10 protein-coding genes and 2 pseudogenes are annotated in these 18,637 nt (G+C 57.5%); 4 read left to right on the top strand and 8 right to left on the bottom strand.

Going from position 1 to position 18,637, the window contains the following annotated elements; translation table 11 throughout:
* Window positions 1-374 precede the first annotated feature (374 nt).
* The 6 genes from VF716_RS10430 to VF716_RS10405 all read right to left on the bottom strand — a co-directional run bounded on the left by VF716_RS10430 (window position 375) and on the right by VF716_RS10405 (window position 11,821).
* The gene (locus VF716_RS10430; protein WP_020306877.1) at window positions 375-3,476 is read right to left on the bottom strand and encodes a type III restriction-modification system endonuclease; all 3,102 of its coding nucleotides are present in this window, start codon (window positions 3,474-3,476) and stop codon (window positions 375-377) included.
* Window positions 3,477-3,579: 103 nt separating this feature from the next.
* Window positions 3,580-5,262 (bottom strand): RNA-binding domain-containing protein, encoded by a 1,683-nt coding sequence (locus VF716_RS10425; protein ID WP_020306878.1) that lies wholly within the window; start codon window positions 5,260-5,262, stop codon window positions 3,580-3,582.
* Between the two features lie 11 nt (window positions 5,263-5,273).
* Entirely contained in the window at window positions 5,274-7,172 is a 1,899-nt protein-coding gene (locus VF716_RS10420) for a site-specific DNA-methyltransferase (protein WP_440552664.1), read from the bottom strand.
* A gap of 10 nt (window positions 7,173-7,182) precedes the next feature.
* Window positions 7,183-7,950, bottom strand: a complete 768-nt coding sequence (locus VF716_RS10415) for a DUF4391 domain-containing protein (RefSeq protein WP_111482092.1) — start codon at window positions 7,948-7,950, stop codon at window positions 7,183-7,185.
* A 23-nt stretch (window positions 7,951-7,973) separates the two neighbouring features.
* Window positions 7,974-8,507, bottom strand: coding sequence for a hypothetical protein (locus VF716_RS10410; RefSeq protein ID WP_111482093.1), 534 nt, complete (start codon window positions 8,505-8,507; stop codon window positions 7,974-7,976).
* 32 nt (window positions 8,508-8,539) lie between these two features.
* The gene (locus VF716_RS10405; RefSeq protein WP_440552663.1) at window positions 8,540-11,821 is read right to left on the bottom strand and encodes a helicase-related protein; all 3,282 of its coding nucleotides are present in this window, start codon (window positions 11,819-11,821) and stop codon (window positions 8,540-8,542) included.
* 172 nt (window positions 11,822-11,993) lie between these two features.
* Here VF716_RS10405 and VF716_RS10400 point away from each other — a divergent pair.
* The 3 genes and pseudogenes from VF716_RS10400 to VF716_RS10390 all read left to right on the top strand — a co-directional run.
* Window positions 11,994-12,515: pseudogene (locus tag VF716_RS10400) on the top strand (IS5-like element ISPre1 family transposase); the annotation flags it as partial.
* A gap of 604 nt (window positions 12,516-13,119) precedes the next feature.
* On the top strand, window positions 13,120-14,625 hold the full coding sequence (gene ltrA / locus VF716_RS10395; protein WP_011911882.1) for a group II intron reverse transcriptase/maturase: 1,506 nt from the start codon (window positions 13,120-13,122) through the stop codon (window positions 14,623-14,625).
* A 72-nt stretch (window positions 14,626-14,697) separates the two neighbouring features.
* A pseudogene (locus VF716_RS10390) lies at window positions 14,698-15,156 on the top strand (IS5-like element ISPst7 family transposase); the annotation flags it as partial.
* A 147-nt stretch (window positions 15,157-15,303) separates the two neighbouring features.
* Here VF716_RS10390 and VF716_RS10385 read toward each other — a convergent pair.
* Window positions 15,304-15,642, bottom strand: coding sequence for a hypothetical protein (locus VF716_RS10385; protein WP_197861476.1), 339 nt, complete (start codon window positions 15,640-15,642; stop codon window positions 15,304-15,306).
* 240 nt (window positions 15,643-15,882) lie between these two features.
* Between VF716_RS10385 and VF716_RS10380 the strand changes: the two genes are divergently transcribed.
* The gene (locus VF716_RS10380; RefSeq protein WP_079761896.1) at window positions 15,883-17,085 is read left to right on the top strand and encodes an ISL3 family transposase; all 1,203 of its coding nucleotides are present in this window, start codon (window positions 15,883-15,885) and stop codon (window positions 17,083-17,085) included.
* Window positions 17,086-17,234: 149 nt separating this feature from the next.
* On the opposite strand, the gene VF716_RS10375 is transcribed toward VF716_RS10380, so the two are convergent.
* Complete coding sequence (locus VF716_RS10375; RefSeq protein ID WP_125912557.1) at window positions 17,235-18,248, bottom strand: hypothetical protein; 1,014 nt, start codon at window positions 18,246-18,248, stop codon at window positions 17,235-17,237.
* Window positions 18,249-18,637: the final 389 nt, after the last annotated feature.

Here is an 18,637-nt window from a genome sequence, read left to right as displayed (position 1 = left end):
ATTACTCAGCTTTCCGCGACATTCCGAACTTCCAGGATCCGCTGGCCAGACTACGGGCGCGTTGCGGTTATTACAGACAGTGCAGGGAACGGAACTCGGCTTGAAAGGCACTTACCGGAGTAATGCTCCGGCTAATCAGGCTCGATAAAGAAGCCAAGTGATGAAGATGCGTGAACATATGCCGAGTGGAGGGGGAGTCGGCAGGAAATTTCCCTTGTGCCGAGTCGCCCCCATGCGGCAACTAGATAATATAGTGCCGAGTGGGGGTAGCAGAGACGGGGAGAATTGCAAAGCAACACCCCCTACCTTTGCCATCTTGGGGCTTAATTGGGGCGCGCGAACCCAAACTGGCCCAAGTCGGGCGGCTCGGACTATCAGCAAACTACAGGCGCCACGATGTCCATCAGCTGTGCGTAATCGGTCACCACGTCGTACCTGACGCGGTCCTGCGTGACACGCTGGCTAATCTCATCGAAGAACCTGCGCGCGCATTCGATCTTGGTCTTTTCGATCTCTCGCAGCTTCAGCGAGGACATGGACCCCTTGGTTTCAGCCACGAAATAAATATGCCGCACGCTACCCTCGCGGAACGAAATTGCCCAGTCCGGGTTGTAATCGCCCACCGGGGTCGGAATCAGGAAGCCGCGCGGGAGTTTGGCGTACACCACCACCTCGCTGCTGGTATCCAGCTCCTGCACAAAACGGCGCTCGATATCGGAGTCAACGATGGCGTAGTCGTAAATATGTTTGCTCAGCTTTGCCGAGGCACGGGAGAAGTCCTGGCCTACCTGGTTGGCAGTGAAGATCGACACGTCGTGCTGCTGATCCAGCTCGTCATACACCAGCCGCTCAATGACCATCGCGGCTTTCTGCTCGATGATCAGTCGCGACGCTTCGGCAATGAAATGCTCCGGGTTCTGGCTGAACTGCTTGAACACCGCAGGCTGAATACCTTGCAGAATCTCAGCTGTGGTCTGGCGGGTCAGCTGTGAAGCCGCGGAAACCTTGCCTAGCAGGTCATAGCGAACCGTCGAATGAATGGAGTCGGCGTACTCGGTCGCCGTTTCTTCCACCTTGAAGCCATCGCCAGCACGCAGTTGCTCATCCGTCAGGCCGCTGTGCTGGATGCCCTTGTGCACCGAGTATTGCAGTGGGGTAACACGCAGCTTGCTGTCGAGCGCAGCGATGCACTTGCGCACCAGCTCGGGCGAGTCGAACTCGACGCGGTACACCGCCCTGCGGTTGATCCGGTTCCAGAGCTCCTGGAACTCCTTCTTGTCGAAATTCGCGTTGCGCGGATTGGTCTTGGGCTTGCGGCCGTCGTCCACCCTGGGCAACTGCCCATCGCTGAACACGCTGTCGATCAGCTCGAAAATATGATCGGCATACGGCTGCAGCTCTGCCGGCAAGGATGCCAGCGTGCCAGCGGCTTTATCCTGGTGGTATGCCTCTGCGATCTGGTCCGTATCGTCGGTGTAGTCATTTTTCGCCAGGTACCGATAGATCTGCTTAGCCATGGCCGGCGTCACTTCGACCGGCCCTTGCTCGGTGCTCAACACCTTGCCGGTGAAGTAGCTTTCGGTAGCCTGGCGAGGCCGTGCCGTGAGGGTTTCGGCGATCTCCTGCTGCAGCCCGGCCACGAAGCTCTGATAGCTTTCGCTGGCAATCACCGTGAGCACGTTAACGTCGTGTACCACGGCCGGATGGTCTACACGGTCGCCATGCTGGTCTACACATAGCCGCAAGCCGCGCCCCACTTCCTGACGGCGGGAGATGCTGTTGTCGCTGTGCTTGAGCATGCACATGACGAAAACGTTCGGATTGTCCCAACCTTCGCGCAACGCGGAATGAGAGAAAATGAAGCGGGTAGGCTCGGCAAACGACAGCAGCCGCTCCTTGTCCTTGAGTATCAGGTCATAGGCGTCTACATCATCCGAATCGACCGCCCTGGCCCCTACGGCCGGGTCTTTCAGGCGGTTGGTTTTCTTGTCGATGGAGAAATAGCCATTGTGGGTGGCCTGCGCGTCGATTCCTGAGAGGTACTGGCGATAAGCATGATTGTCCAGGTCCAGCTCCGACAGGTACTCGTCTTTCAGCTGCTGGTATTCCTCTTCAAAGGTCCGAGCATAATCGCCCTTCTCATCGGCTTGGCTGTAGTCACGGTACTTCACCACCTCATCGATAAAGAACAGGGACAGCACCTTGATGCCCTGGGCGAACAGCTGTTTCTCCCGGTCCAGGTGGGCCTTGATGGTTTCGCGAATCTGAATGCGGCGGATGTCGCGCTCGGACACATCACCATTGGCCTCACCGGCCTTCAGCACCAGGCCGTTGGTGAACTCCACGGTATCGCTATTGGCGTCGATCTGGCTGATGACAAAACCGTCGCGGTACTGGTCCAGCTCGCCGGATAGCACAAACAAATCATCGCGAAATGCCAGGCGGCGCAGCTGGCGTTTGATCTCTCCAGACTTCAGTTTCACCTCAAGCTCGATGCGCGCCACTGGCGCCTTGCTGGAGATGTCGATGCCCTCCAGGTACAGATAACTATTGGTGCCGGCCTGCCCGCGCGTCTGGATACCACGCACGGCGATCTTCTTTACGAGCTTCTGGTTGTAGGCATCCAGTGCGTCGAGGCGGTGAATACGGTTGTGCAGCGTACGGTGGGTGGCCGAGTAGCGCAGAATCATTAGCGGCTTGAACTTGGGCAAAGCCTCCATGGTGGCGGCACCTTCCATCTTCTGCGGCTCATCCAGAATCAGGATCGGACGGTTGGCGGCGATCACGTCGATGGGCTTGCGCGACTGGAAGTCATCCAGCTCGTCGTAGATGCGGCGATTGTCAGCACCACGGGCATTGAATGCCTGGATGTTCATCACCATCACGTTGATGCCGGCATCTGAGGAGTAGCTCTCCAGCTCATGCAGCCGCTTAGAGTTGTAGGTAAAAAACCGAGCCTTCTTGCCGTAGCCTTCAGTGAAATGGTCGGCGGTGATCTGCAGCGACTTCTGCACACCTTCGCGGATGGCAATCGACGGCACCATGATGATGAACTTCGACCAACCGTAGCGCTTGTTCAGTTCGAAAATCGTCTTGATGTAGCAGTAAGTTTTTCCGGTGCCGGTCTCCATTTCTACATCGAGGTGGATCCGCGAAGCCGCCAGTGCCTCCTTCTTGTAGGTCGCCTTGACCGGCACGCGGGCACCCTTGGCATCGAACGTGGTGAACTCGACTAGAGTCTGGGATACCGGCAGGTTCTGCCGACGCTGAACCTTCTGGATGTTCTCCAGCAACTGCATGTCGCTCAAGACAAGGTCGACGTTCTTGAAGCCATCCTCGAAAGCGTTCGCCTGGCTTTGCTGGCCAGGATCAATGCGATAGGTCAAGCCATTGCTCAGTGGCTGGCCGGCAAAGCAGTCCACCACGGACTCGACAGCATGGGTCTGGTAGGGCTGTACTTTGAATTTGAGTTTCATCTCACCACTGACCTTCTCTGCAAGCTCTCTGCAGGCTGCAGCCTACAAATAACTGTAACCTATTGATTTTTAATGGCTTTACCAAGATCTCTTTGCAGGCTCTCTATTTTTCTCTTTTGAAGCTCTCTGCAATTTTCCAGCAAGATGCGGTATCTGAACCCGTGTTCACAATGACCCCGCGGCGCCTCAGCTTCGTCAGCAACGTGCTGATCTTGTTGTATTTTTGCTGCGGGTCCAGCGCATCACTAAGCTTGTCGAGCAGGAGCTGGTTGATCTCTGCACGGCTGGCTTGCTCGAAGCGCTCCAGATAATCTGTAAGCAGCTTGGCGTAGAACTCGTCGTCTTGGGCGCGGGTACGGATGTAGTCCGCCTTACTGGCAGTGACTTTGGCAACGCTTGCGGAGACATGGAAGTTAGGCTTGCGGCCTTCAATCAGCCCGGCGCGCTTGAGGCGCGAAACCGCATCGTCCGGAATCGCCAGCTTCTTCTGGACTCGATCGAGGGCGAGCACGTCCTCCAGCGGCAGGTCTGTTTTTTGGATCAACAGACGGCTATAAGCCGGGTCCACCACCTGACCATGGATGGTCAGCCGCACCATCTGCGGTTCACTCAGGTCGTAATCCGGCATGGGAAAGAAGCGCCGGGCCTGGCGGGCGTGCATGTCATGGATGCCGTAGCCCATGGTGTCGATCATGTTCAGCTCAGCCATCGCCTGGGCCAGGAAAGGATTACGGTAGCGCCGTGGCGTGCGGGTGCCAGCAATGTAGTCGGCAGGCTGTCCCTCGAAAAAGCCACCTTCATTCTCCAACACCAAACGATCAGGAAACTCCGTCACCACGATTCGGCCATTGCGGCTGTAATCCTGGTGGGCAATGCAGTTGTGCAGAGCTTCGAGGACAATCTTCTGGTCGTACTTGGCCAGTTCCACCGCCAGCAATTGGTCATCCGGCAATAGGCGCACCTGAATGTTGCGAATCCTGCGATACAAGTCGCTGCTGGCGAGCAGGAACGGCGGGTCAAAATGCTCGTAGGCCCGCTCCGGCCCCTCCAGCCTCCAGGTCATTTGCGCGGGGTGGGGCGACAAAAGATGGGCGGCCTCCAGCTTGCCAAGCAACAGCAAGGTCGTCCGCGTGATCTGCCCGTCACGCGTCAACTTGGCGCGGTCGAGGAAAGTAGTAACCGGCCAGCCCATCACCTCGTCCAGGTCGAACCGGTTGGCGTATTTCTTGGCAAAGGATTCGCGAGCCGTATTCAGGGCAACGCTGTCCAGGTGGGATAACTTCGCGCCCGGCACCAACTGGGCCGACCAATCGGCGGCGCCCACCTGAGCGCGGATCTCGTCGAGCTTATCGAGCCCCAGGTGGGTCAGGCTCTCCCCGGAGCGGGCGTAATAATGCCCCTTCCAGGCAATCGGCAAGCCAAGCGGTGCTGCGGGGATCTCGAAAAGCAGTACCCGACCCTCGTCCAGCTTCAACTCATGGATTTCACGCAGGGTGACGCTCGGCTCCGTAGAGTCGGAAACTTCCATCTTCAGGTTGTGCAAACGCTCGGGCTGCGGGCGGTAGTCAGTACCTCCATCCGCCACCCAACGGGTGCGGTTGTCCACACCGAACACCAGCCAGGCACGGTCCTGATTACGCAGGTTCGCCTCGTTGGCCAGGGCAGAGAAGTAGCGGCCGATCTTGTCGCTGGAATAGTCATTACCAGCGCGCTTGAACTCCACCACCTCACCTTCCCAGCGCTCGACCAGTGACTCCAGCAACGCCTGCAAAGCCTGATGATCCATTACGGCCTCCGTCAAAGCGTCCTGACTTCAGTGCTCGGCGACAGCTGGCGGAAGATCTGTTCGACGTTGATCTTCAGCGCATCGGAAGCAAAGCCGTTGTCACGGAATACCACGCGCAGCGGTTCGGCCTTGGCCAGTTCCTTGACCAGCTCCTCGCTGATGCCTTGGTCGAAGCAGGCGACCAGCGCATTGTCGTCGACGAAGAACACCGTCTTGCCGTGCAGGGTTTCGCGGCGGATCGGCAGGGTCAGGTCCACGCCCCAGTCCACCAGCACCTGGAACAGCAGGTCTTCTGCGGTACGGTCAGGCTTGACGTTGTCCACCGACTCGAACAGGTCGGCCTGCGACAGCTGATCCGGGCGGTAGTAGACGTCCTTCATATTGGAGGTATCGACCTTGAGGACGCGGAAGCCAACGTCGCGGTTCCAACTGGGATGACTGTCACCACCCAGGACTTTTTGCCCTGCACGACGAATACGCTCCCTGCACACGTCTGCAATGCTCTGAAATCCTTCTCGATATGCATCAGAATTTTCATCCAGCGCTTCTGGCAGCTGGATCACTACATAGCGTCTTTTAGCACCGTCCTCTGCGTTTGCTTCCATGACAGCATGCGCCGTTGTGCCCGACCCAGCGAAGAAATCCATCACAATGAAATCATCTTCGGGAGGGCAGAGTTTCACTATTGTTTTAAGCAAACGAACGGGCTTGGGGCTATCAAAGAAGGCCTTATCTTCAAAAAGCTTCTTGAGCTCTTGTCGGCCTTCTTGATTGTGACCTACGTCGCTATGCAACCAGATAGTGTTTGGGCGCAGTCCATCTTGCACTTCGCTCAAAAATGTTTTTAAACGAGGAGTACCATCGCCGCTCTTCCCAAACCAGATTCTATTGTCAGCTGCGAGTTGAGCAAACTTATCTTCGCTAACCCCCCAGTAACGCCCGTCCGGTGGCAAGCATTTCCTCCCGCTAGGCGTAATAATTTCATATTTCAATTTTTCCGTGCCTGACTTTGCGGAAAGAACTACGGACGTCCAATGCCCTCGTGTGTCATTGTCTGGATTCCCATATCCTGCAGGCAGATCCTCACCTCTTGGCAGCAGCTGCAGCTCCCAAGACTTCATGCCGTTGCCATTTCGTTTTGAGTTTTTTGCATAACACAGTATGTGATCATGCATGGTCGAGAAGTAGGCGGCATCATTTGCACGAGAGAACTTCTTTTGCCAGATCAAATTGGCTATAAAGTTGTTTTCACCAAAGACTTCGTCGCATACTTGCTTCAGGCCATGAACTTCCCCATCGTCAATTGTAATAAATATGACCCCGTCATCACGCAAGAGATTACGTGCGAGCCTAAGGCGCGGGTACATCATCGACAGCCAATCCGAATGGAAGCGGCCATTTGTATCCGGGTTAGCCAATAGACGACTTCCTGTCGCGTCGCGTTGATTGGATCTTATGAGGTAATCATCGTAGCTTTCTACGAAATCATCGTCGTAAACGAAGTCGTTGCCTGTATTGTAGGGAGGGTCGATAAAAATCATTCCTACCTTCCCCAGATAGGACTCTTGAACAAGCTTCAGCGCCTCAAGATTGTCCCCCTCTATGAATAAGTTTTGGGTCGTTTCAAAGTCAGAGCTTTTACTTATGCACGGTCTCAACGCTTTCGCAATCGGTGCATTGGCAGTAGCTAGCGCCTCACGCTTACCTGGCCAATCCAATCGATACCTCTCCTGTGGGCCTTCCACGATCTGACCACTCAGCTCCTGTCTGAGCTGATCGAAGTCCACCGCCAGACGCAGCTTGCCGGTCTTTTCGTCGCGCGCCTCGGTCACGCAGCCGGGAAACAGCTCGCGAATCTTCGCGATGTTCTCCTGGCTCAGGTCGGGGCTGTGCATCTTCAGTTTGTCCATCGGGTCTCTCTCAATGTTGTGCGGCAGCGGCCTGCTGGCGGGTCAGCCGCTCCAATTCCTGTCTGGCATCGCGCAGCTCGGCATTGATGGCTACGCGCTTGTTGAACTGTTTTTCGCGGCCAAGGCGCGCCTTGATCCGCTCGATCTCCTTGCTCTGGGCGGCGATGCGCTCGGCCAGAGCAATACGCTGCTCCAGGCTGAGGCTGACCGAGCCAGCAGCGACCTGCACTGTGGTTGAGTACGGGGCAGGCGCTTCTCCGGTGGAGACAGACACGGACTCCGGTTGGCTCTGGCCTGCCACCAATGGGCTCAGTAGTTGCTCGTAGAGAGCGGCCATGTCCAGCACAATGGGCAGTGGCTGGCGGGGCGAGTCTTCCGGCAGCCACTTGCTCTCGAAGTAGTTGCCCACCCCCCAGTGGCTGCTATTGGCTTCGCTCGGTCGCTTCCAGGCCGCGGCCAGCTTGACCCGGCCACCGTAGGTCAGCTCGAAGAGCAACGGAAACGGAATGGCCTTGTCGATGGCACGCAGCACGGCATGATCCAGCCCTGCGCTGCGCAGCTCGATGTGGAACACCTGAATCTCGCTGACCGTGCGGGTCGCCGGCAGATTGAGGGTCTCGGGAGCCAGCTTGTAGGCCCAGCGGATCTGCTCGACCTGGCTGACGAAGGTGTCACGCAGGGCGCTGTCCGGCTTGGCGCGCTCGTAGATCTTCGACTTGGGTATCACCCGGTCGAACCTGGCCTTTTCCGGGAATTTGAACAGTTGTCCGCAGCTCATGAGGCTCATGCCGACGAACAGGCCTAGAGGGCCTTCTTGTTGAACAGCTTCCAATGCCCTTCCTCATTGCGCTTGAGGGTGTAGCGCACCTTCAGGCTTGGACAGCAGCGGCCATCGTTCTCGGCATAGTCCCGACCATCGATGACGATCACATCCCCGGTGTTGGCCACGACGGCATCGTAACCCGTGCTGGAGTAGAACTCGAACTCGGTAACCGGCGAAGACTTGTGTGGGTCTACATAGAAGGTGTTGCCTGCGCCGACCTTGACGATCGACAGGTGGACGCCGGTCGTGCCGCTGCCTCCGGCACAGCCAATGTCACCGTTCCAGATGACGGCATACTCGGCCAGCTCCCTGTCGTACAAGTCCGCCCAGGGTACCAGGGTCATGAATTCCTGATTCACGTACTCGGGGTCCGTGCAGCCAATACTCTCGGCATGCTTGTAGGCAACCGCGAGGGCCTGGCGCTTGATGTCCGCTTCGGACGGCACGGTGCTGGCGGTCGCCGCCGTGGCGAACAGGCCGGAAAGAATGGCTGCGGCGAGTGTTTTTTTCATTTGGATTCATCCATGAAGGCAAGGAGCGGGGTTCAGATGACCACGACGAAAGCGATGAGCTCGAAGTCGTCAAGGCCGGTAATGCTGTCACACAGCGCGGTGGTCCGGCCGCCACTGAACAGGCTGTCGATGTCCTTCTCTTCCTGCACCTCGATCATGGCGCGAATGGCCTGATCGAGCAGGTTGGAGTAGGCCTGCATCTGGCGGCCATCATCGGTGGCCTGGTTGAAGCGTTGGTAGGCTTCGGCAATCGGCTGGTTGTAACCCTTGCAGGCGCTACGGGCCAGGTCCAGCAGGCGCTTGGCTTCGGTGTGGTCGCTGATGACCCGGCCATCGGTGCCGATGTAGATCAGGTAGTAGGGGTAGAGGCGGTTCTGCTGGTTGATGTCCACCCCATGGTTGCGGTTGCGCAGGGTGAAGATCACGCCGGGCAGCAGGCCCATCTCGGGGCGCGCCGGCACTACGGCATGCAGACCATTGGGCAGGTGGTCCAGCTCGCCGTGCTGCTTGATGTAATTGAGCAGGTCCATGCGGAAGTCGTTGAGGCCGAGATCGGTGATGGAGACGCCGGTCTTGAGGTCTTCCATCTCGATCACTTCGTCCTGCAGGCGGCGCAGCTGCTCCTTGCGGTAGGCCACATCGTTGGCCTGGGCGTTGAGCACGTTGTCGTCGCCGGTCGCAGTGACGTCGGCGATCATCATGCGGTTTTCCACCCGCTCCTTGAGGTTGATGTACTCGTCGAGACTGATGTCCGGCCAGTAGTTGACCAGCTGGATGCTGGCGTTCTGCGAACCGATCCGGTCGACCCGGCCGAAGCGCTGGATGATGCGCACCGGGTTCCAGTGGATGTCGTAGTTGATCAGGTAGTCGCAGTCCTGCAGGTTCTGGCCTTCGGAGATGCAGTCGGTGCCGATCAGGATGTCGATCTCCCGCGGCTCTTCCGGGTAGATCGCGGCCTTTTCCTTGGAGCGCGGCGAGAACAGGGTCAGCAGGCCCTGGAAGTCATAGCTCTGCCGGCTGCCGGGCATGTTGCCGAGGGTCGACTTGGGCGCATCGCTGCCGGTGACCTTGCCGGTATGCACCTGGTGGTGGCGCTGCAGGTCGCTGGCCAGGTTGTCGTAGAGGTAATTGGCGGTGTCGGCGAAGGCGGTGAAGATCAGCACCTTGCGGTTGCCGGGGTTGATCGGTGAGGCGAGCTTGCTGGCGATCTGGGTTTTCAGGTGCTGCAGCTTGGCATCATCGGCCGGGGTGACCTTGTGCATCTCGCCGAGCAGTTCGTCGATGTACAAGAGGTCGGTCTGCAGGTCCTGCTCCCAGGAGGGCAGATCCATGTCGGCCAGGTTGATGGTGATCTTCTTGCCGATGCTGAAGTCGCCCGGCACCGGCAGGCTGTCAGCGTCGAAATCGACATCCTCGAAGGCCGCCGAGACGTCGGCAAAGCCGCTCTCCAGGCCGGTCTTGCGGAAGTTGGCGATCTTCTCCAGCGCGTTGCGGTGGCTGGCCTGCAGGCTTTCCAGGGTCAGGCGGAAGGCTTCCACCGAGCTTTCCAGGCGCTTGAGCAGGTTGGTGGTCATCAGCGCCTGCAGGCTCTTCTCGCGGTCGGCCTGTTTGAGCTTGCCGCGCCCGCCTTCGGTCTGGGTGTCGTACAGCTCTTCGTATTTCCTCAGCCGGCTGGGCAGGATGTAGCTGACCGGCGCATACACGGCGAGCTTGAGCAGCGAGAGCTGGTCGAAGATCTCGTTGAAGCCGATCACGTCACTGCGCTGGGTCAGCGGGCAGTGGAAGGACAGCGGCTTGCGGCGCTCGGGGAAGCGACCGATGTCAGCGGTGTTGTAGAACGTCTCGATATGCCGGCGCGAGCGGGCGATGGTCACGCTGTCGAGCAGCTCGAAGAAGTCGAAATCTAGGCTGTTGAGGATCGCCGTGGCGGTGCGCTTCTCCGCTGGCAGGTTGGACCAGGCGTTGAAGGCGGCTTGGGCGCGACGGAAGATCTGCTCGATGTCCTGGTCGCCGCGCAGGCGTTTGCTCAGCGCCTCGCTGTCGCCTTCGTAGGCCAGGGCCAGCTGGTTCTTCAGGTCGTTGAAGCGGTTGTTGACCGGGGTGGCCGAGAGCATCAGTACCTTGGTCTTCACCCCCTGGCGGATGACCTGGTTCATCAGCCGCTGGTAGCGGGTTTCCTTGTCCTTGTAGGCGTCGTTGTTGCGGAAGTTGTGCGACTCGTCGATCACCACCAGGTCGTAATTGCCCCAGTTGACCCGGTCCAGCGGGATGCCCAGCGAGGTTCCGCGGGTACGGCTGAGGTCGGTGTGACACAGCACGTCGTAGTTGAAGCGGTCCTTGGCGAAGATGTTGGTCTTGAGGTTCTGGTTGTAGTTCAGCCAGTTGTCGGCCAGCTTCTTCGGGCAGAGCACCAGGACGGATTTGTTGCGCAGCTCGTAGTACTTGATCACAGCCAGCGCGGTGAAGGTTTTGCCCAGGCCCACGCTGTCGGCCAGGATGCAGCCGTTGTAGGTTTCCAGCTTGTTGATCAGCCCGGTCGCCGCATCACGCTGGAAGTTGAACAGCTTCTGCCAGATCAGGGTGTCCTGGTAGCCGGTGAGCTCATTGGGCAGCACGTCCTCGCTGACGTCGTCCAAGAACTCGCGGAAGATGTTGTAGAGCATCAGGAAGTAAATTCGCTCGGGCGCGTTCTCCTGATAGACCGAGGCGATGTGCTCGCAGAGGCGCGCGGTGACATCTTCCAGCTTGTCCGGGTCGTTCCAGATCTGCTCGAACAGGTTGAGGAACATGCCCGTGTGGGATGGCTCGTCGAAACGGGTGACGATGTTGGAGAGCGCGTTGCCTCTCTGGTAGCCCAGGTCCACGGCGGTGAAGCCCTGCACCGGCATGTAGACGGCATCTTCCGCCTGCCCTTTCACTCCGATGAAAGGCTGCATCGGCGCCTGGCCTCGGTTGGAGCGAAAGGTCGCCTTGCGCCGAATCCAGTCTGCGCACTCGCGAGCAATGGCCTTCTGGGTGAGCTTGTTCTTCAGCTGGATCTCGAACTCACTGCCGGTGATGCTGCGTTCGCGTTCGGCCTTGGGGATGTGGAACTCGCGCTGCTCCTTCTTCAGCTTGTCACTGGCTTCGCCGGGCACGAAGGTTGGCGAGGTGAAGACGAACTCCAGGGAGTCGATGCACTCCAGCTCCTTCTTCAATGCCACATAGGCGTATATGGAAAAGCAGGAGGCGGCGATCTTCAGCTTGGCACCGGGCTTGAGCTGGCCCTTGAGATCCTCGCCGAGCAGCGCGTTGATGTTGTCGATCAGTTCCATGAGACGTAACCATCCAAGCAGAGCAGGCTCGGATTATCACTAAGAACAAGAGGAACTTCACGTTCTTACTGTCGGCTTCGGACTGTGTCTTCACAGACTACTGCTCAGGACAGTCTGAAAAAGACTTTCTGATTTTGGCAAAATAGCCGAACGCCACCCACCGAGTTTTCTGATGAAGCAGATGACCTTCGCCGATGCCGAGTACGCCGGCAAGCGCAAGCAGACCCGCAAAGAGCTGTTCCTGATCGAGATGGATCGGGTGGTGCCGTGGAAGGGGTTGATTGCCCTGATCGAGCCGCATTACCCCAAGGGTGAAGGTGGCCGTCCGGCGTACCCGTTGATGGCAATGCTGCGGGTTCATCTAATGCAAAACTGGTTCGGTTATAGCGATCCAGCGATGGAGGAGGCACTGTACGAGACCACCATCCTGCGGCAGTTCGCGGGGCTGAGCCTGGAGCGTATCCCCGACGAAACCACCATCCTCAACTTCCGTCGCCTGCTGGAGAAACACGAACTGGCTGCTGGCATCCTGGCCGTGATCAATGGCTACCTGGGTGACCGTGGCCTGTCGCTGCGCCAAGGCACCATCGTCGATGCCACGCTGATCAATGCGCCGAGTTCGACCAAGAACAAAGACGGCAAGCGCGACCCAGAGATGCACCAGACCAAGAAGGGCAACCAGTATTACTTTGGCAGTGCGACCTGAAAGTCGCATGGGTTTCTGTTCCGCAGGTTAACGCCCGACGGAACCGACTGTTCCACCACTCGTTCCCTACCCAGACAGGCGTGGCCGGCAACAGCCGGGTCTGAAGCTCTGGGGACAATGTAACCGCCGATATTTCGGTAGGTCGAACCGCGAGGCCAGACTGAATCTGCCAGCATCAAGGCGGAGAGGTGCTAGGGATGAACGGGTACGGCTAACACAAGTGAATCTCATATAAACGTCGTCATAGTAGCCAAGCCAAAGATGCTGACAGGCTTGAACCAAAAGGTGCGCGGCCAGGCAGGGGCTCTTACCGATAGCCCCTCGTGGATGTGGTGCCGCCGGCGAAATCGAGGAGCCCGACCCGTTCGGAAATCCATGCGGAACAGGGTAAGCCCGTAGCGTTGCCGATTTCGGCAGGTGAGCTGTAAAGCAAGCTGTTGATGCTGCGGGTAAAGGAATGTGGAAAAAGCGAAGGTCACCCTGTAATGGGGTGAATACAGATTGAAACATCATCTGGCGCGAAAGCGAGCAGACTTCCACACGGTCTTCCATGGCGAGAAAACCTGATCAATCGTTGTACGGAGGAAAGCAGATGGCAGTGTTCGCACCCAATGCGCAAGCAACGGCGAGCATTGGTGCGCCTTCGAACTTCATATCGGCCTGGCCCCAACACTGGAACCAGATCGAGTCGCAAGTGAAACGACTCCAGGTACGTATCGCCAAGGCAACACGAGAAGGCAGGTGGGGCAAGGTGCAAGCCTTGCAACGACTGCTGACTCGCTCGTTCAGCGGCAAACTGTTGGCCGTGAAACGAGTGACGGAAAACAGAGGCAAGAGAACACCGGGCGTTGATGGCAAGATCTGGTCGACTCCGGTGGCTAAATCGACGGGAGCACAAGCGTTACAGCATCGGGGCTATCGGCCTCAACCGCTGAGACGCATCTACATACCCAAAAGCAATGGCAAGAAGCGTCCGCTGGGAATTCCAACGATGCGGGATCGTGCGATGCAGGCGCTGTGGAAACTGGCACTTGAGCCGGTTGCCGAAACGCGTGCAGACCCCAACTCCTATGGATTTCGGCCGCAGCGATCCACTGCCGATGCAATCGCACATTGCTTCAATGCACTGGCGAAACGTGGTTCGGCGCATTGGGTACTGGAAGCTGACATTCGAGGCTGTTTCGACAATATCAGTCACGATTGGCTGCTCACCAACGTGCCCATGGATAAGGTGGTTCTGCGCAAATGGCTTCGAGCGGGGTATGTCGATCAGGGAGCCTTGTTCGCAACGGAGGCAGGAACCCCGCAAGGGGGAATCATCTCTCCGGTACTTGCGAATTGGACGCTGGATGGCCTGGAAGATGTCGTCCATGCAAGCGTGGCTTCGACAGCGCGCAAGCGTAAGCCATTCAAGATACACGTCGTACGATATGCCGATGACTTCATCATCACAGGGGCCACGAAAGCTGTTTTGCAACATCAGGTTCGTCCTGCAATTGAGGCGTTCCTGAAAGAGCGAGGCTTGGAACTCTCTGATGAAAAGACTCAGATAACGCATATCTCGCAAGGCTTCGATTTTCTGGGCCAGAACGTACGCAAGTACGCCGGCAAGCTACTCATCACTCCGGCTCGCAAGAGTGTGAAGGCATTGCTGGATAAGGTGCGGGAAATCGCGAACGCAAACAAGACGGCGACTCAAGCTAACTTGATCTTGACCCTGAACCCGGTGATCCGAGGATGGGCCATGTATCATCGCCATGTTGTCGCCGCCAAGCGTTTCGCATGGATCGACCATCAGATTTGGCAAGTGTTATGGCGCTGGGCAGTTCGCCGGCACGCCATGAAAAGTGCCCATTGGGTAAAACAACGCTACTTTCGTGTCGTGGGTCAACGGCACTGGGTTTTCGCCACCCAGGAGAAAGCGCGCGGCATGAGTCAACCCGCTTGGCTGTATGCCGCCGCCAGTGTTTCGATCGTGCGGCATATCAAAATATGCAGTGCAGCGAACCCGTTCGATCCGGCATGGACGTTTTACCTTGAGCGCCGAAGAGCGCATCGTCAGGTTACCCAGTCTCACTCAGGCTGCTGGAAGGCTTGAGCCGTATGAGGGGTGACTCTCAAGTACGGTTCTTAGGGGAGGCAGGAGTGGTAACACTCCTGCTTTACCCGACTGAAGGCCCACATCGGCGTCGATGACGAATCGGGCCTGGTGCATAGCGTGGTAGGTACGGCGGCTAACGTGGCGGACGTCACCCAGGTCGACAAGTTGCTGCATGGCGAGGAAAACGTGGTCTGCGCCGATGCGGGTTATACCGGCGTCGAGAAGCGTGCCGAGCATGATGGCCGCGAAGTGATTTGGCAGGTGGCAGCACGGCGCAGCACTTACAAAAAGCTGGGCAAGAGCAGCGCGCTGTACAAAGCCAGACGCAAGATCGAGAAAGCCAAGGCTCAGGTACGGGCCAAGGTTGAGCACCCGTTTAGGGTGATCAAGCGGCAGTTCGGTTATGTGAAGACGCGCTTCCGTGGCTTGGCCAAGAATACTGCGCAACTGGTGACGCTGTTCGCGTTGTCGAACCTGTGGATGGCACGCCGACATTTGCTGACCAATGCAGGAGAGGTGCGCCTGTAATGCAGGAAATGGCCGCCGCGAGGTGTTCTCGGCGGCTAGAAACACCGAAATGAGCTGGTTATCTGATCGTTTTTGATCGGTTTGCCGCTTTCAAAATCGGCGGAGGCTGAAGTCAGCCGGAAATGCATGGCTACTTCAGACCATCCCTCAATCATCCCCGAAGCCGAACGCGTTCCCTCCAGCATCGAAGCAATCGCTGACCATTGGGAGGCCTGTCGCCGGGTTGAACTCAAACATTGGTTTGAGTACTTCAAGCTCTTCAAGCTCTTCAAGCTCTTCAAGCTCTTCAAGCTCTTCAAGCTCTTCAAGCTCTTCAAGCTCTTCAAGCTCTTCAGCGTAGGCGATGCCGGACCCGCTGTACGTTGCCCCCTTGGTAAGCGTGTCATGGATGACCACGCCTCGACCTCGCTGAGGGTAAATGATTGTTATATATCCTTCACCGATACTTTTAGGCCGTAGCCATGCTCTTAATAGCTGCTTAATCATGCCAGCTCCTAGAACCAGCTATTGGTAGACGGCGAAGCCAAGCAAGCTTGATGTGGCACTTCCAAGCTATCAGCGTCAGAGACCAGGCGCAGAAAATAACTCTCGTTCCCCTCGTGCAGCCTGATGCAAAAGCTTATTTCCGGTTCTTCGCGGATTCTGGGGGAAGAGCGAGTTGACAGTCAGGGAAGCAGGTAAATTGGCAGTCGCCAAACACACCCTTCACCTGTCCCTGCTGTCGCCGTGCATCCTATTGATCTTGCTGCTTTCTGGCCAGGCTATGAAGCCGTTGCCTGTCGCTCATCCGCCAACAACTCCCTTCTGATTGAGCTTGAGCCTCAAGCCGGCTCGGTTCCCAAATGCGGGCGTTGTGGCCAGCTCAGCCCTTTGATTCATGAGCGCCGGATTCGTCTGGTGCGCGATCGTGATTTGTTCGATCAGCGCGTCCTGCTTCAACTACCAGTGCGCCGAGTCGATTGCCTGAACTGTGGTCGGGTGACCGAGCGGGTCGACTGGCTGGAGCCTGCATCTCGCCTGACCCAGCGGTTACGGATCTGGCTCGAAAGCTTGCTGCGACTGCTGCCGATTAGCCACGTCAGCCGCCTCAGCGGCCTGCACTGGCACACCCTCAAAACGCTCGACAAACGCCGCTTGGAAGCTGAGGTAGGCACCTTCAATTCGAGCGACGTCCGCCGCTTGGTGATGGACGAATTCGCCTTGCACAAGGGGCATCGCTACGCCACGGTAATCATGGATGCCGAGCGAACACGGGTGCTGTGGGTCGGCCACGGCAACAGCCGCGAGGCGATCCGCCCGTTCTTTGAATTGCTCGGCGAGCACTGCCAACGGATCGAAGCGGTGGCCATGGACATGAACACGGCTTTCGACCTGGAGGTGAAGCAACATTGCCCTCAAGCCGAAGTGGTGTACGACTTGTTTCATGTGGTGGCGCGCTACGGGCGAGATGTGATCGACCGAATCCGGGTCGACCAGGCCAACCTCCTGCGCGAAGACAAGCCGGCACGAAAGGCGGTCAAACAGAGTCGTTGGCTGCTGCTGCGCAATCGCGACAACCTGAAGGACGGACAGGCCGTGCAGTTACAGGAACTGCTCGCGGCCAACCAGCCGCTGGCTACGGTCTATGTACTCAAGGATGCCCTGAAGGATGTCTGGTACGCCCCCAGCGTACGAGAGGGTTGGCGACGCTGGCGAACCTGGCTGCGACATGCTCGCGAGAGCGGCCTCGCACCGCTGCAACGCTTTGCTCGCAACCTGCGCAAATACGCCCGAGGCATCCTTGCCAGTGCTCGCTTCCACATGCATACCAGCGTCCTTGAGGGTGTTAACAACCGCATCAAGGTGATCAAGCGCATGGCCTATGGATTCCGGGACTCGGAATACTTCTTCCTGAAAATCAAGGCCGCCTTCCCCGGGAAAGCGCGATGAACCTTATTTCCACCTCGAAGAAGCCTGGGGTCCGCTCGGCCATCTCCAAAATCTCATTGAGCCGCAATGAAAAATCCCGCATGTATCCTCTCCCGACAAGCGATTCAAGCGGATGGTGGCCTATCAAGATGAACTAGCAAGTCGTGAGACTATCGCTTCGTATCAAGTGCGGGCCCGGTGACTGGGAGGAGTGGCACTGAGAGGCGCTTGTTAACGAACTCAGGGCGCCCATTAGATATGAAGCCGTACGCGTGGCCGTTGTAGAAGATCCGGTTCGGAAGCCCACGCTGCGCGCCCCATATCAAATGAGGAGAGGCGTAAAGCGTCGCTATAATTTGCGTGCCAATCGTCGTATGGTCCATGGATCGCCAACCTACTGGACTAACAAACCCATTACTGTCCCTAGCGATTTCGAGAGCCCCCCTGGTCAGCAAGGCCGGTTTGTCGAACATCCGAACAGAAGCACTGTTTCCCTGCTGGGTCTTCCACTTCACAGGGAAGCCGACCAATGCGCTGATAGGGTCGGTCGACGTAACAGCTTCAACTTCTCCGATATTCACCGCCACAAGAAATTGCTCTGGCAGGTACGGATAACGGCTCGCCAACACTTGCCCACCGAGGACCATGCGGTAAATCCGGCTTGATGATTCACACCCGTAGAAGCAAGCGAGCTTAGCGTTCAGCGCTCCAGCAACCGACTGCAGGCGGCGATCCATCATTGTCATCAGCGCGCCCCGTACCTCTTCAGAGGTACGTAACGGCTTGCCATCGAATTCATCAGGCATAAATGCCTGGCTGATATACTTCAGGCTTCCGTCTCCGCTCAGCATTCCGAGCACTAGAACAGAGGCGCCCAACGCATCACCTGCTGCCGAGCCAAACTGCCCCACAGCCAAATCTGCCGACATGGATGTGAATGTTGAATGATCAACTGCATCCCATTGCCGCACATACTCCGTTTCTAAGACACGGCTCTCTAAGCGGGCCCGCGCATCCGCGTCCGCCAGATACCGTGCTAGGTAGCCAATGCGAATTTGCTCGTCTTGGTTATCAAACGAAGTCGCCGGCAACCTCACCGAAACGTCTTTCATCCAAGGGTCGGAGACACATCCTGAAAGCAGCATGGCCGCTGCGAGTGCACATAGGATGGTGAAACATTTCATCGGATCGCCTCCTTGGCATATTTGTCAGTACGTAGGCCTTAGGCCACTTCGATTGACAGTTCCGCGCCCTTATATACAAATGCTAATAGCGGCACAATGACACCACTCAAGTCCCTTTATCTAATCCGGACGCCGGATCCTTCGAGTACTGATGTGCGTCAACCGATGGGTATACGTTTGGGTATACATGAACGACATAAACAGTCTTTATCGCCGTATCTACGCGGTCTTAAGCCCTACTGTTCGACTCCTGGTGCCGCACCATAGAAATCAACGACTTAGGCTCACCGCAAGGTGGGCCTTTTTCATTTGTGGGCTTTTTGGTCACCGCTTCTCTTGCGCTGATCGGCGCCTTCGAGCTCCGATGGCCGAGCACCTCATCATGGGCT

Source organism: Stutzerimonas sp. Brlt_14, from assembly GCF_051948915.1.
Lineage (GTDB): Bacteria > Pseudomonadota > Gammaproteobacteria > Pseudomonadales > Pseudomonadaceae > Stutzerimonas > Stutzerimonas stutzeri.
The sequence above is the reverse complement of the archived record's forward strand: the minus strand, read 5'-3'. Positions and strand labels throughout refer to the sequence as shown.